At 64.6% G+C, this 15,221-nt stretch carries 11 protein-coding genes; 4 read left to right on the plus strand and 7 right to left on the minus strand.

Annotation, left to right across the window (positions count from 1 at the left end; all coding sequences use genetic code 11):
- Positions 1-73: 73 nt before the first annotated feature.
- Positions 74-1,303 carry a TetR/AcrR family transcriptional regulator gene (locus ACXYN8_RS08560; protein ID WP_458889006.1) on the plus strand — a complete coding sequence of 410 codons (1,230 nt, stop codon included), beginning with the start codon at positions 74-76 and terminating at the stop codon, positions 1,301-1,303.
- Positions 1,304-1,309: 6 nt separating this feature from the next.
- On the opposite strand, the gene ACXYN8_RS08565 is transcribed toward ACXYN8_RS08560, so the two are convergent.
- From ACXYN8_RS08565 to ACXYN8_RS08590, 6 genes are all read right to left on the minus strand, one after another.
- Positions 1,310-2,626, minus strand: coding sequence for an MFS transporter (locus tag ACXYN8_RS08565; RefSeq protein ID WP_458889007.1), 1,317 nt, complete (start codon positions 2,624-2,626; stop codon positions 1,310-1,312).
- A gap of 4 nt (positions 2,627-2,630) precedes the next feature.
- Entirely contained in the window at positions 2,631-3,701 is a 1,071-nt protein-coding gene (locus tag ACXYN8_RS08570) for an acyl-CoA dehydrogenase family protein (RefSeq protein ID WP_458889008.1), read from the minus strand.
- 18 nt (positions 3,702-3,719) lie between these two features.
- The gene (locus ACXYN8_RS08575; protein WP_458889009.1) at positions 3,720-4,931 is read right to left on the minus strand and encodes an acyl-CoA dehydrogenase family protein; all 1,212 of its coding nucleotides are present in this window, start codon (positions 4,929-4,931) and stop codon (positions 3,720-3,722) included.
- A 62-nt stretch (positions 4,932-4,993) separates the two neighbouring features.
- Entirely contained in the window at positions 4,994-6,469 is a 1,476-nt protein-coding gene (locus ACXYN8_RS08580) for an MFS transporter (RefSeq protein ID WP_458889010.1), read from the minus strand.
- Positions 6,470-6,477: 8 nt separating this feature from the next.
- Positions 6,478-8,007, minus strand: a complete 1,530-nt coding sequence (locus tag ACXYN8_RS08585; protein WP_458889011.1) for an MFS transporter — start codon at positions 8,005-8,007, stop codon at positions 6,478-6,480.
- Positions 8,004-9,305 carry an acyl-CoA dehydrogenase family protein gene (locus ACXYN8_RS08590; RefSeq protein WP_458889012.1) on the minus strand — a complete coding sequence of 434 codons (1,302 nt, stop codon included), beginning with the start codon at positions 9,303-9,305 and terminating at the stop codon, positions 8,004-8,006. Before ACXYN8_RS08590 ends, ACXYN8_RS08585 begins: the two co-directional genes overlap by 4 nt.
- A 264-nt stretch (positions 9,306-9,569) precedes the next feature.
- On the opposite strand from ACXYN8_RS08590, the gene ACXYN8_RS08595 reads away from it, so the two are divergent.
- The 3 genes from ACXYN8_RS08595 to ACXYN8_RS08605 all read left to right on the plus strand — a co-directional run bounded on the left by ACXYN8_RS08595 (position 9,570) and on the right by ACXYN8_RS08605 (position 14,262).
- Entirely contained in the window at positions 9,570-10,838 is a 1,269-nt protein-coding gene (locus tag ACXYN8_RS08595) for an MFS transporter (RefSeq protein ID WP_458889013.1), read from the plus strand.
- Between the two features lie 22 nt (positions 10,839-10,860).
- A complete protein-coding gene (locus ACXYN8_RS08600; RefSeq protein ID WP_458889014.1) occupies positions 10,861-12,468 on the plus strand; it encodes a phytoene desaturase family protein in 1,608 nt (535 codons plus the stop codon).
- Between the two features lie 96 nt (positions 12,469-12,564).
- On the plus strand, positions 12,565-14,262 hold the full coding sequence (locus ACXYN8_RS08605; protein WP_458889015.1) for a formate--tetrahydrofolate ligase: 1,698 nt from the start codon (positions 12,565-12,567) through the stop codon (positions 14,260-14,262).
- Positions 14,263-14,267: 5 nt separating this feature from the next.
- On the opposite strand, the gene ACXYN8_RS08610 is transcribed toward ACXYN8_RS08605, so the two are convergent.
- Complete coding sequence (locus ACXYN8_RS08610; RefSeq protein WP_458889016.1) at positions 14,268-15,191, minus strand: flavin reductase; 924 nt, start codon at positions 15,189-15,191, stop codon at positions 14,268-14,270.
- Positions 15,192-15,221: the final 30 nt, after the last annotated feature.

The following is a 15,221-nucleotide window of genomic DNA, read 5'->3' on the forward strand; positions in this document are numbered from 1 at the left end:
AATCTGCCATGCGCGGCAGGGGCGAATAATTGCCCGGCCCGCGCGTGACAGCCTGCCGAGTGGCGAGGGGACCATGAGCGGCAATACGGCTTCGACCAAGAGGTTCGGCGAAAAGCGCGACACCATCATTCACGCCGCGTCGGTGCTGATAAACGACGTCGGCGTGCAGGCCACCACCCTGTCCGAAGTGGCGCGCGCGATCGGGCTCAATGCCACCAGCATCACCTATTACTTTTCCCGCAAGGAAGAGCTGGTCGTCGCCGTTTATAACGAGACGCTCGACCTGATGGAGGAGATCGCGCGGACCGCTCTGGCGGAGGCCGATCCGACCGCGCGGATCTGCAAGTTCATCGCCCTGCACGTCGAACTTCGCGAACGCATCCGGCGGGGTGAGCGCGGGCTGCTCGTCGCGCTGTCGGAAATCCGCACGCTCGATGCGGAGCGGGAAGAGCCTTTGATGGAACGGTATCGCGCCATCGTCGACATCGTTCGCGGTTTCTTTGGCGGGTCGAAAACCGGCGAGAACCGGGCGCTCGTTTCCGCGAAGTCGCACATCCTCCTCGAAGCGGTGATGTGGTGGCCGGTATGGTCGCTACGCTATTCCTCGCTCGATTTCCCACGCGTGCAGGAGCGGATGACCGACATCCTCTGCTACGGTCTCCCGGCCCAGCGGGGCAGCTGGTCGCCGCAGCCGATAGCGGATCGCCCGTGGCGCACGCAGGAGAGCGCGGACACCAGCCAGAACGACGCGTTCCTTCGCGCTGCGACGATAATGATCAACCAGCGCGGTTATCGCGGTGCGTCAGTCAACCGCATCGCGGAAGCGATCAACGTGACCAAGGGCAGCTTCTACCATCATCATCAGGCGAAGGACGACCTGGTGCTCGCCTGTTTCGAAGAAAGCTACGATCGCCTTTCCGCGACGCAGATGGCGGGGCTTTCGGCGGGCGAGGATTACTGGCAGCGCCTTTCCAGCGTTCTGGCGGAACTGCTCGACCTGCAGTTCTTCGACCCCATGCCGCTGCTGCGGACAACCGCGCTGCAAGCGCTGGAGAGCGAGCACAAGGCGGATGTCGTCACCCGTTCCAACCGGCTCGCGCGGCGCTTCGCCGGACTGCTGATCGACGGGATCGCGGACGGTTCGGTGCGGGCGATCGATCCACTGGTCGCCAGCCAGATCATCATGTCGACCTTGAACGGCGCATACGAGGCGCGCCGTTGGGCCGAGCGGTTCGACGATCCAGCCGCGGCAATCGCCACCTACGCCTCGGTGCTCACCAAGGGTTTGCTGGACGAGGGGTGAGGAAGCTCAGCCCTCGGCCGCGAGCTTGCGCGGTTCGCGCACCTTTACGATCATGAATACGAGCGCCGCGATGGTGCTGGCGAGCACGACGGCGAACAGCGGCATGAATCCGTAAGCGGCCACCACCAGTCCTGCCACTATCGGCCCGGTCGCAGCAATCGCGCCTTCGACCGTGGTGATCAGCGCGAGGCGCATCGGCGTGTCCTCCTGCGCGCCGAATTCCAGCACCATGGTGGTTGCAGCGAGCATCCAGCCCGAACCCCCGATCCCGAGGCACACGAAGGCGCCGTAGATTGGCAAAGCGGTGCTGCCGACGATGAGCAGACCGACCCCACCAATGGTGCTGAGCAACGCGAGAACGTAGACGATCTTGAAACCGAAGCGGTCGCCAAGCGGTCCCCACACGATGTTCGACACCGTGTCGGAGCCGAGGAAAACGAAGCTCAGCCCGCCGATCAGCGCGCCATCGAGACCGAGCTGCGTTCCCGCGTAGACCGTCCAGAACGGCGCGCCCACGCGGGCGACCGTGGCGAGGCTCTGCACCACGCAGAAACCGGCGAAATCGCGGTTCTCCAGCAATTGCGGAAATTCGCGAATACGCTGCATCATCGGCATCTGCGGGCGTGACACGGGCGCGGCAGGTTCGCGGATCATGGTCTTCAGTACCACCAGGCCCAGGCTGGTCAGGATGAAAGCGAACAGGAACGTGGTGGCGTAGCCATTGCCCAGCCATTCGTCGGCAATCAGGTAATTCCCCGCAGCCCAGGCGAGTACGGCGGCAATCAGTCCCCCGGCGAAGTTGCGATAGCCCTGCAATCGCCCGCGTTTGCGGATCGGGATCAGCTTGCTCATCAGCATCTGGAACGCGACCCGCTGGGCGCCGGTGAAGAAGCCGAGCAGCAGGAAGCTGAGGAAAGTCGCGGCGAGCAGCAAATTGCCGGTCAGGAACCAGCCCGCCAGCGCGAGGCACAGGATCATCAGCCGCATCATCGAGCCGACGCGAATGGCGTAGGGCAGGATATGGCTGCGATGCTCGATCCGCGAACCGCTGGCGATCGGGCTTATCGTCGCGCCCAGTTGCAGCAGCGCCGAACCCAGGCCCACCGCCGCCGTGCTGCCCGTCAGCAGCAGCAGGTAGGCGGGAATGATGGTGGGCGCGTAGATCAGCCGGAACCCGGTCATCCCCAGCACGCCGTGAATGAAGTTCGCGCGATAATTGCGGGCGAGGTTCTCGTCCACGAATTGCGCGTGATCGGCCAGCGCGCGTTGCTGCGCGCTGGCCATGTCGCGTGTCAGCCTGTCGGGATCCTCGATCGGATCCAAGGCATCAATAGCCGCTGAGCGTGGCGAAGCGATCCTTGAGGAAGGATGTGCTGCCGAAGCTCGCTTCGAGCACCCGCGCGCGCTTCAGATAGAAGCCGACGTCGTATTCGTCGGTCATGCCCATGCCGCCGTGGAGCTGCACGCCCTCGCGGCTCATGGTGTGAAGCACGTCGTTGGCGCGCGCCTTGGCCAGGCATCCCGCCTGCGGCACGCGGAACCCTGCGTCCAGCGCCTGCAAGCCGCCCTCGACCGCAGAGCGCATCGAAGCGAGGTCGCCGAACAGGTCCGCCATGCGGTGTTGCAGTGCCTGGAAAGTCGCCAGCACCTGGTTGAACTGCACGCGCTGCTTCAGATAATCGAGCGTGGTGTCGAACACCTGCTGCGCCATGCCGAGCATTTCGGCGGCAGTCAGGATGCGCGCGCGGTCGAGCACATCGTCGAGGAGGCTGTCACCGCCACCGGCCAGTTTGTCCGCGGCTACACCGTCGAAAGTGACGTCGGCGTGACTGCGCTGGTCCGTCAGCTTGCGGGTCGACAGGCTGACGCCATCGCCTGCTTCGACGAGGTAGAGCCCGTCCGCCGCCGCGACCACGAACAGTTTTGCACCATGGGCCTCATGCACGAAAGCCTTGGTGCCGGACAGCTTGCCGCCCGAAACGCTGGCCTTGATCTCGCCGCGACCGTGATGCGGACCTTCGTCAATCGCCAGTGTGCCGATGACTTCGCCGCTCGCCATCTTCGGCAGCCACTTGGCTTTCTGCTCATCGCTACCGCCGAGGATGATCGCCGACGCGGCCAGCGTGCTCGCCACCAGCGGGCTGGCGTTGAGTGACTTGCCCAGTTCCTCGACGATCAGCCCCAGGCTGAGCCAGCCAAAGTCCGACCCGCCGTGTTCTTCGGGAATGATGACCCCGGTCCAGCCCATTTCGGCCATCGTGCCATAGGCCGCCGGGTCGTAGGCCTTGTCGTCGCCGCTTGCGCGGACCTTGCGGAATTCGGCCACCGAACCTTCGTTCTTGGCCCAGTCGCGCGCCATGTCGCGCAGCATTTCCTGTTCTTCGTTGAGAACCGCCATGTTTCAGCGCTCCTTTTCTTACTGGTGATCGAGCATGCCGAGCACACGCTTGGCGATGATGTTGTTCTGGATTTCGGTCGAGCCGCCGTAGATCGTCGTGGCCTTGCCGAAGAGCCACGCGCGCACGCCGGCGAGTTCGGTTTCGGAAAAGCTTTCGCCTTCCCAGCCCAGCCCCTGCAGGCCCATGATCTCGATCAGCAGCTCTGCGCGTTCCTGACCCAGCTTGGTGCCCAGCTTCTTGAGCACGGAACTGATTTCGGAAACGCCGCCCGACGCCTTGCTTTCCTCGGTCGCGCGGCGCGCGGTGAGGAGAAAGGCGTTCCAGCGCAGTTCGAAGTCGGCAATTTTGTCGCGCAGCACCGCATCCGCGATTTTTCCGTTTGCGTCGGTCTCGACATACTTCTTCGCGATGTCGCCGAGGCTCGCACCCATCATGCGAGCCATGCTGCCGCCGCCGGACAGGTTGGTGCGTTCATGCTGAAGCAGGCGCTTGCCGATGGTCCAGCCCTGGCCTTCCTCTCCGACGAGGTTTTCCTTCGGCACCTTCACATCGGTGAAGAAGGTTTCGCAGAACGGGCTCATTCCGCTGATCATCTGGATCGGACGCACTTCGACGCCCGGCGCATCCATGTCCATCAGCAGGAAGCTGATGCCGCGGTGCTTGTCGCTCTTGTCCGTGCGGACGAGGCAGAAACACTTGTCAGCCCACTGGCCGCCGCTGGTCCAGGTTTTCTGGCCGTTGACGACGTAGTGGTCGCCCTTGTCCTCTGCGAAGGTCTGCAGATTGGCGAGGTCGGACCCGGCGTTGGGTTCCGAATAACCCTGACACCAGCGGATTTCGCCGCGGCAGATCGGGGGGATGTGTTCCTTCTTCTGCGCTTCGTTGCCGTATTCGAGCAGGGTGGGGCCGAACATCATCACGCCCATGCCGCCGATCGGGTTGTAGGCGCCGGCCTTCGCCATTTCCTCGTCGAGGATGCGGGCCTGCTTCTTGGAAAGGCCGCCGCCGCCATATTCGGCGGGCCAGGTTGGCGTGCCCCAGCCGCGGGCGCCCATGGCTTCGCGCCAGCTTTTCTGCGCCGCCGTTTCATGCCCCGGCCCCTCGACGGAGGCCATGGCATTGCCCTTGCCCTTCAGCTCTTCGGGAAAGTTCTGCGCGATGAAGTCACGCACTTCCTCGCGGAAGGCGTCTTCCCCCGCCGGGGCGTCTGTCTGTGGTTGCGTGGCCATTGTCTACTCCTCGATTGGCACGTGCGGACGGGCGCAATTCCGCGCCCGGAAAAGGGTTGTCGTCATGCTGCCGGATCCGCGATCATTTCCGCGTCCGCCACTTCTTCGCGGTTCTGCAACCGCAGCTTTTCCAGATTGGCCTCGTGGCTTTGCCGGTCGATGCGGTAGAAGAACAGGAAGCAGGCGCCCCCGATATATAGCAGCAGCAGGGCAGGTACATAGGCCATCGCCAGCTGCAATGGCACCTCGGGCGCGATGTCGCGCGGATCGGTTCCCGGCGTCAGCCCGACGACCGAAACCAGTATCCCGGCAACGAACACGCCGATCCCGGACGTCGCCTTCTGCATGAAGGTGTTGGCGGCGTAGAACAGCCCTTCGGACCGGCGGCCGGTGGCGAGCTGACTTTCCTCGACCACGTCACCGACCATGGCATGGGTCAGCACGGCGGAGGAAAAGCCGCACATATTGTAAAGCGAGGTGATCGCGAAGATCGTCGGCACCAGCAGCGGATCGCCGTTTTCGAGGAACACGCCGAAAATGCGCAGCAGATAGGGCGTGGACCCGACCAGCACCGCCACGACGGCGAGCCCGAAGGCGGCATTGCGCTTTCCAAACTTGCGCGAGAGCCACGGCGCAAGAAACAGGCCAAGGCTCGCGCCCACCAGCGCGTCCAGCACCAGCACGGCAAGCTGCGCCGAGGTGAGTCCCCACAGATAGGTGCCGAAATAGATCTGGAGCGCGGAGGTCATGCCGATGGCGGTATACTTGAGCAGGCCGAAGCCGAGCAGCGCGAGGAAGCCCTTGTGCGAGAAGGTCTGCTTCATCTGCCCCAGCGTGCCGAACACGCCCAGCCACGGAGTCTTGGGCGGCGGCTTGAAGTATTTGACCCGGTGCAGCGTCCCGATGCTCGACACCATGATCGCCGCGAACATGATCAGCGATCCCCAGATTGCGAAGCGCCAGTAGCCTTCGGGGTTGAGCTGCCCGACCGGGTACTCGGCCGATGGCGCTAGGAAGACGTAGAGCGTCAGGAACGCCATCGCTATCCCGCCGAGATAACCGAAGAAGAAGCGGAAACTGGCGATGGATGTACGCTCGTTATAGTCGGGCGTCAGTTCCGGGGCGAGGGCGCTGCTGGGTATCTCGTAGAACGTGATGAAGGTTCGCACTGCGCAGCCGATCACCAGGATATACCAGAATGTCTGAACGTCGCTCATGCCCGCGGGCGGCATGAACAGCAGCAGCAGGCTGCCCGCCGCAGGAACGGCGGATGCGAACATGAAGGGATGCCGCCGACCCAGTCTGGTGCGAACCGAATCCGACCATTGTCCGACGATCGGGTCCGAAATCGCGTCGAACACCAGCGCGACCAGAATGGCGAAGGACACGAGATCCGCGCGCACCCCGACGACCTGGTTGTAATAGAGCAGCAGGAACGACCGGAAGGCCACGTCCTTGATGCCGTAACCGATCGAACCGGTGCCATAGAGCACCTTCGTGCCCAGCCGGATCGGCGGTGCGGTGCTGTCTACGACCACGCCGCGCCCTACCTTGCCGGTGCGCCGAGCGGGAGGTCGCGCAGCTCGTTATCGCGCGCCTCGGCCTCGCGCGCGCGCAGGATTTCGAGGTTCTGCAGGTGCTTCTCGCGCGTGATCGGATAGAACAGGAGGAACATCGCTCCGATGGTCCAGAGCGTGATGGAGATCGGAATGTAGTGGAGCAGCAGCGAATCCACGACGCCATCAGGAATGGTCTGCGGATCGGCCTGCTCGGGAAAGGCGGACCAGGCCAGGATCTGCCCGGCGGCGAAAATTCCCAGCGCATTGGAGCATTGCTGCATGAAGCTGGCGGCGGCGAAGAAGGTCCCCGCATCGTGGCGCCCGGTCTTCACCGCGCTGTCCTCTACCACGTCGGCCATCATGGCGCTGGTGTTGATCAGCGAGATCGCGACCATCGCGCCATAGACCGCGCCGATCACGAACAGCACCGGTACGAGCAGCGCATCGCCCGGTACGTAGAAGAGGTCGAGATAGCTGAGCACCAGTGGCGTAAGCCCGATGGATACGCCGGCCACGGCGAAGATCATGGAGCTGGCACGCTTGCCGATCCACTTAGAAACCACCGGCGCCAGCGGCGCGGCAATCGTCGCGGCGACGAAGCTGTCGAGCGTCAGCAGGGCGAGTTGCGGGGCCGTCAGCTTGAAGAGGTACGTGCCGAAATACAGCGTCGTCGCGCTGTAAAGTCCGATCGCGGAGTATTTGAAAACGCCGAACCCGAAGATAGCCAGGAAAGCGCGATTGCGGAAAGACGAGAACATCTCGCGCAGGTGCTGCATCGGCGTAACGCGGGCGGCGTTTGGGATGAGGGCGTCGGCCTGTCGGATGTAGGGAATGCGGTTGTGCGTACCCGCGGTGCAGATCAGGATCGCGAGGAAGATCAGCAGCGCGCCGAGGCCGGCGAAAGCCGCGTAGCTGTCGGGATTGAGCTGCCCGCGGGGATATTCCTCGCTCGAAACGAACACGAAGGCGAGGCAAAAGGATGTGAACCCGTAAGCTCCCGCATATCCGAACCAGTAGCGCAGGGAGAACAGTTTCGTCCGCTCGTTGTAACGCGGCGTCAGTTCGGGCGCGAGCGCGGATGCGTTGATCTCGAACGCGCTGATCGACGCACGGGTCGCCGAGGCGAGCACGAAAATCCACAAGCCCATCTGCGTGGCGCTGAGGCCGTCCGGCGGGAACCACGTCAGGAAGAAGAACAGCGTGGTCGGAATGGCCGCGGCGTACATGAACGGATGCCGCCGCCCCCAGCGTGAGCGCGTGGTGTCGGCCCACCTGCCCAGAAAGGGATCGACCACGGCATCGACCAGCAGCGTCATTGCCAGCGCCGTGCCCACGATCGCGGCGGGGACGCCGACGACCTGGTTGAAGTAGAGCATCAGATAGCTGGAAAAGGCCGCGCTCTTGATACCGTTGGCGAGCGCGCCAAAGCCATAGGACAGCCGCGTGCCGACCCCGATTTTCGGCACCCCGTCTTCGGGATTGTCCGACGGGAGAGCGACCACGGCCGCCTCGTTCATGCCGCGTCCGCCGCTTCGACGATCTCATCGATCGGGTCGTACATTTCCTTCGCCCGCGCCCGCCGCTCGAGCAGCGAGTAGTCTGGGAAGATCGGATCGGCGACGTCCTTGTAGTCGCGCAGATGCTGTTTCGCGACGGTGACCTTGTGCACTTCCGTCGGCCCGTCTGCGATCCCCATCACCATCGATCCGATCAGATTGCCGACGAAGGGCATCTCGTTGGACACGCCGAGCGAGCCGTGGATGTGGATGCACCGCCTTGCGATGTTGTGGTAGACTTCGGGCATCAGCGCCTTGATCGCGGCGATGTCCTTCCGGACCTTCAGATAATCCTGGTGCTTGTCGATCATCCACGCGGTCTTGAGCACGAACAGCTTGAACTGTTCCAGCTCGATATAGCTGTCGGCGATCTGCATCTTGACCGTCTGGTAGTCGGCGACCGTACCTTCCCGGGTCTTGCGGCTGACCGCCCTTCGGCTCATCGCGTCGAGCAGGCGGCGGCAATTGCCGACCGTCCGCATGGCGTGATGCACCCGGCCTCCGCCAAGGCGGGTCTGTGAAATGGCGAAGGCGCCGCCCTGTTCGCCCAGCAAATGGTCCGCAGGCACGCGCACATCGGTGTAGCGCACGTAACTTTCGGAGCCATCCTGCTGTCCATACACGCCGACGTTCCGGACGATCTCGACGCCCGGCGTGTCGACCGGGACGATGAACATGCTCATTTTCCGGTGTCGTTGCGCGTCCGGGTCGGTCACTGCCATCACGATCAGGAAGTCGGCCCACTTGCCGTTGGTCGAGAACCATTTTTCGCCGTTGATCTTCCAGTGATTGCCGTCGAGTTCCGCCCTGGTGACGAAATTCGTCGGGTCGCTGCCGCCCTGTGGCTCAGTCATGGAAAAGGCGGAAACGATCTCGTTGTTGAGCAGCGGCTGGAGATACCGCTCTTTCTGTTCCGGCGTGCCATAGTGCGCGATGATCTCCGCATTTCCGGTGTCCGGAGCCTGACACCCGAAGACGATCGGCGCAAATGTCGCGCCGCCCAGAATCTCGTTCATCAGGCCGAGCCTGACCTGACCGTAACCCTGGCCGCCCAGTTCCGGGCCGAGGTGGCAGGCCCACAGCCCCTTGGCCTTCACCTCTTCCTGCAAGGGCCGCACGAGTTCGTTGCGGCGCGGATTCTTGACGTCGTAAGGATGGATGCCGAGCATCCCGAGCGGTTCGACCTTTTCGCGGACAAAGCCTTCCATCCAGTCCAGCTTTTCTTGGAATTCCGGTTCGGTTTCGAAGTCCCAAGCCATCACCACTCTCCCGATGCAGATGCTTTGCGCATTTCCGACTCACACCATACCGGTTTTTTGAAAAGCGACAAGCACCGTTCCGGTACGGCAGCGAGCATTGGGGCCTGACGGGGCCTTCGGCTGCCAGACAGCGTCGTGGGCGAAGGGATTTGCCACCTTCCCATTGTTCGATTCCCAAAATATGGCTCGCCTCCAGCCGCAGTCTTGCTGTAGGCAGAGCAAAAGAGAACGTTCACATTGCGGGACGAAACGGGAAGGGTATTCATGGAAAAGCGGACCGGCGTCACTGCCGCATTCGTCGCGGTGACGACATTGTTCTTCGCCTGGGGGTTCATCACATCGTTGATCGACCCGCTGGTTGCAGCGGTGAAGGGCATCTTCACGCTCAGCGACGCACAGGCGCAGCTTTCCGCGTCGGCCTTCTTCATTGCCTATGGCCTCGTCAGCTTCCCGGCGGCGGCGATCATTGCGAAATGGCGTGCGGTACCGTCCATCCTTCTGGCCCTGGCGATGATGGTCGTCGCCTGCCTGATCATGCTGGGCGCGGCGAACATCGCCAATTACAACCTCGTGCTGCTCGGCCTGTTCGTGCTGGCCAGCGGCATAACCATCCTGCAGGTCGCAGCAAATCCGCTCGCCGCCGCCTTGGGTGATCCCGAAAAAAGCCACTTCCGTCTAACGCTGGCGCAAACGTTCAACAGCTTCGGCACGATCATCGGCCCGGCCCTTGGGGCGAGCCTGTTCCTGGCCGGCGTCGAAGTCACTGACGGCGTCGCGCTGACCGAGGAAGTGCGGAACAACGCGCTGGCGGGCATCGACCGCGCGTACTTCTGGATCTGCGGCCTCCTGATCCTGCTGCTCGGCTTCTTCTTCCTCGCCCGCAAGACCGTTGCCGCGGCTGCGCCTGCCATCGGTTCGGGCAAGAACATCGGACAGCTGATCGGAGAGGCGCTGTCGTCGCGCTGGGCGCTGATCGGCGCGGGTGCGATCTTCCTCTACGTGGGCGCAGAGGTTGCCATCGGAACGCAGATGGCCCTGTTCCTCAACAGCGAGAACACCTGGGGCATCAATCTGCAACAAGCGGGTGCGCTGGTGAGCTTCTACTGGGGCGGCGCGTTCGTCGGCAGGCTGGTCGGTACCGGCCTGCTCTATTTCGTGAAGGCGACGCGCCTGCTGGCGATCTTTACCGCGATTGCGGCAGCGATGTGCCTCTATGTCTTCGCGGTGGGCGGCGTTTCCGCGGGCTACGTCGCGCTGGCGATCGGCTTGTTCAATTCGATCATGTTCCCGGTGATCTTCACCCTAACGCTGGAGCGTTCGAGCGCCAGCGACGAGGCGACGTCGGGTCTGCTGTGCACCGGCATTGTCGGCGGCGCTGCGATCCCCGTGCTGGTCGGACTGGTTTCCGACGCGACGAGCTACACCTTCGCCTTCATCGTGCCGATGATCTGCTACGTGCTGCTGTGCCTTGTCGCTCTCGCAGCGGCCCGCAGCGCGCCGGTGCGAAAGACGGAAACGGCAAGCGTCCACTAGGCTTGCCTGAAGGGGCGAAGCGATGGAGGCGCCAGACATGCTCGATGCAGTCATCATCGGCGGGGGGCACAATGGCCTGACCTGCGCCTTTTACCTTGCCCGTGCGGGGTTGAAGGTGCGGGTGCTGGAGCGGCGCGGCGTCGTTGGCGGCGCGGCTGTAACCGAGGAATTCCACCCGGGCTTCCGCAACTCGGTCGCGAGCTACACCGTCAGCCTCTTGCAGCCCCGAGTCATCGCCGACATGCGCCTGCCCGAGCGCGGCTATCGCGTGATCGAGCGCCCGATCTCCAACTTCCTGCCACAGCCCGATGGCGGCTATCTCAAGCTCGGCGGTTCGCTGGAGCGGACGCAGGCGGAGTTCGCTCGGTTTTCCAAGCGCGATGCGGATGCCTTGCCGCATTACTACGCCGCGCTCGACCGCGTGGCGGACGTGCTGCGCGCTCTGGCGCTCGAGACGCCGCCAAACGCCGGAGAGGGGCTGCGATCCCTCGGGGCGGCGGTGGCGCAGGGCTGGGGCCTCTCGCGTCTGCCGCTCGATGCGAAGCGCGACGTACTCGACCTCTTCACCAAGTCGGCGCGCAGCTTTCTCGATGGCTGGTTCGAAAGCGAGGCGGTGAAGGCGGCCTTCGGTTTCGACGCCGTGGTCGGCAATTACGCTTCGCCCGACACGCCGGGCAGCGCCTATGTCCTCCTGCACCACGTCTTTGGCGAGGTGAACGGCAACAAGGGCGCATGGGGCCATGTCGTCGGCGGCATGGGCACGATCACGCAGCTGATGGCCGAGGCATGCGAGGAAGCGGGCGTGGAGATCAGCCTCGAAGCGCCGGTCGCGCACGTGCTCGTCGATGGCGATGCTGTGGCAGGCGTGACGCTCGAAACTGGCGAGGAAGTGCGGGCGAAGCGCGTTATCGCCAATGTCGGGCCGAAGCTGCTTTACGGCAGGTTGCTGGACGAGAGCCACCAGCCAGACGATTTCCGCCGCCGGATGCGCGGGTACAAGGCGGGCGGCGGGACCTTCCGCATGAACGTCGCGCTGAGCGAACTTCCGCGTTTCACGGCACTGCCCGAGCCGGGCGAGCATCACCGCGCCGGTATCGTGATCGCACCCACGCTCGACTACATGGACCGGGCCTTCATCGACGCGAAGCTGCATGGCTGGTCGAAGGCGCCGATCGTGGAGATGCTGATCCCCAGCACGGTGGACGACAGCCTCGCGCCTGCGGGCCAGCACGTCGCCAGCCTGTTCTGCCAGCAATTCGCCCCCGAGCTTCCCGACGGTCGTGACTGGGACGACGAGGAGGGCGCCGCCGCCGACACGATCATCGATACGGTCGAGGCGCATGCACCGGGCTTCCGCGCTTCGATCCTCGGTCGGCAGGTGCTGAGCCCCAAGGGACTCGAACGCAAGTTCGGCCTTGTCGGCGGCGACATCTTCCACGGTCACATGAGTCTCGACCAGCTATGGTCGGCGCGGCCCGTGCTCGGCCACGGCAGCTATCGCGGGCCGGTGAAGGGCCTCTACATGTGTGGCGCAGGCTCGCATCCCGGTGGCGGCGTGACCGGCGCGCCGGGGCACAATTGCGCGCGCGAGGTGTTGGCGGACAAGGGCCGCTTCGGGCGGTTCATCTGACCTGTCGGGGGATTGCGGGAGCGGCAGGCCTTGTCGCGGAGCCGCACGGGCGGGCAAGCTTGCCGTTCCACCATTGTCGCAGAGATTTCTCCCGCCATGCCGACCGACCATCTGCCGCCGCCCGGCGCGCCCGACATCGATATTGCCCGCGCCGCGAAGCTGGAGCCGATCCTGTCGCTGGCAGAGCGGCGGCTGGGCCTGCCGGCACGGGCGCTGGTCCCCTACGGCCATGACAAGGCGAAACTTTCGCTCGACCAGATTGCTGCGCTGAAGGACCGGCCCGCAGGCAAGCTGGTGCTGGTCACGGCCATAACTCCGACCCCGGCGGGAGAGGGGAAGACCACCACCACCGTCGGGCTGACTGACGGCCTGAATGCAATCGGCGTCAACGCCATGGCTTGCCTTCGCGAACCCTCGCTCGGCCCGTGCTTCGGGATGAAGGGCGGCGCGGCGGGCGGGGGGCGCGCGCAGGTCGTGCCGATGGAGGACATCAACCTCCATTTCACGGGCGATTTCCACGCCATCACCTCGGCGCACAGCCTGTTGTCGGCGATGATCGACAATCATCTGCAGTGGGGCAATGCGCTGAATATCGATCCGCGGCGGATCAGCTGGCGGCGTGTGGTCGACATGAACGACCGCGCGCTGCGCAACATCACCGTCGGGCTTGGCGGTCCCGCGCACGGCATTCCGCGCGAAAGCGGCTTCGACATCACCGTCGCGTCGGAAATCATGGCGATCCTGTGCCTCGCCAGCGATCTGCACGACCTCCAGCGCCGGCTCGGCGATATGATCGTGGCGCGCAGCTATTCAAGGGAACCCGTCACCGCGCGAGCCATCGGCGCGGACGGCGCCATGGCGGTGCTGTTGCGCGATGCGCTCGCGCCCAATCTGGTGCAGACGATCGAGAACAATCCCGCCTTCATCCACGGCGGTCCCTTCGCCAATATCGCGCATGGCTGCAACTCGGTCGTCGCCACGCGGGCGGCGCTGAAACTGGCGGACGTGGTGGTGACCGAAGCCGGCTTCGGCGCCGATCTGGGGGCGGAGAAATTCCTCGACATCAAGTGCCGCCAATCTGGCCTCCGCCCCGATGCCGTGGTGCTGGTGGCAACTGTCCGGGCGCTCAAGATGCAGGGCGGGGTGGCGAAGGCCGATCTCGAGAGTCCCGATGTCCCCGCGCTGGAGCGAGGTGCGGCAAACCTCGCGCGTCACGTCGCGAACCTGCGGAAATACGGCCTGACCCCGGTGGTCGCGATCAACCATTTCGCCAAGGACGCTGCCGAGGAAGTTGCAGCGCTGGAGAAGATCTGCGCTGATCTCGGCGTAACCTGCGCGCTGTCGCGCCATTGGGCGGAGGGCGGCGCAGGCGCGACCGAGCTGGCGCGCCGCGTGATGGAGGCGCTGGACGCCGCGGCCCAAGTCGAATTGCTCTATCCCGATGCGATGCCGCTGGCGGAGAAGGTCCGCACCGTGGCGCGCGAAATCTACGGCGCGCAGGACATCGTGCTGTCCGCGCCTGCGGCCCGCGCTCTGGCCGAATATGCCGGGTGGGGCTTCGGCGAACTGCCGGTCTGCATTGCCAAGACGCAGTACAGCTTTTCGACCGATCCGGCTCGCCTCGGCGCACCCGAAGGCCACGTGGTCGAGGTGCGCGAGGTTCGGCTGTCGGCGGGCGCGGGCTTCGTGGTGGCGATCTGCGGCGACATCATGACCATGCCCGGCCTGCCGCGCCATCCGGCGGCGCTCGATATCGGGCTGGACGAGGCTGGCCGCATCACCGGCCTCGCCTGAGCGGATCAGCCCGCTTCGGCGAGGGCGATGATCTTGCGCAGCAGCCGCTTCGCCTCGGCCAGTTCGGCGTCGGTCAGCTGGTCGGCGAGATCCGTTTCGCGCGCCTTGGCTGCGGCCAGCACTTCAAGGAAACGCCGGCGCCCTTCCTCGCCCTGTTCGAACCCGCCGTCCGTGGCGGCCAGCAGGTCGCGTCGGACCATTGCCGTAATATCGCTTTCAGCCAGCGCGTAGCCGAAGTCGTCGCAATAATTGGCAAGCTGCGCGCCCGTTTGCGGCGACTGGCGGCTGAGGAGCGCGAGCGCGAGGTATTCGGCCATGGACAGGTCGAGCGCGGCGATCGTGCCGCGGGCGCTGCGCGATGTGGCATAGTGCGCGCGCGAGACCAGCTGGAACAGGAAATCGTCGCTGAAATGGCCGTGTTCCATGTCCACCGCGCTGCGAACGGGCCGCGGGCGGTGATCGGCATAGCGACCGCCGTGAAACAGCAGCGGGGCTTCGTCCCGCGATTCGAAATCGATGACTTCGCCCACCATGATGATGTGGTCGCCGCCCTCGTACTGGTGACGGGTGCGGCATTCGAAGCGCGCGGCGTAGTGTTGCAACACGGGCGAGCCCAGTTGCCCCTTGTGCCAGTCGACATCGGCGAACTTGTCTTCCCCCGACCGGGCGAAGCGGTTGGACAGCGCCTCCTGCGCGGCGGTGAGGACATGGACGGCGAAATGTCCGCTGGCGCAGAAGGCCGGGCGCGACTTGCTTTCCTTGGCGAGCGACCAGAGCACCAGCGGCGGGTCGAGGCTGACGGAGTTGAAGCTGCTCGCCGTCACGCCCACCGGATCGCCGCTTTCGTCCAGCGTCGTCGCAATGGTCACGCCGGTGGCAAAGGCGCCCAGCGCGTCGCGGAACCGGGTGTGGGTGGAAGGATCGCTCATGTATCCGCGCAGCGTTACGGACAGGAGCGC

The sequence above is a fragment of the Altererythrobacter sp. CAU 1778 genome (genome assembly GCF_054482795.1).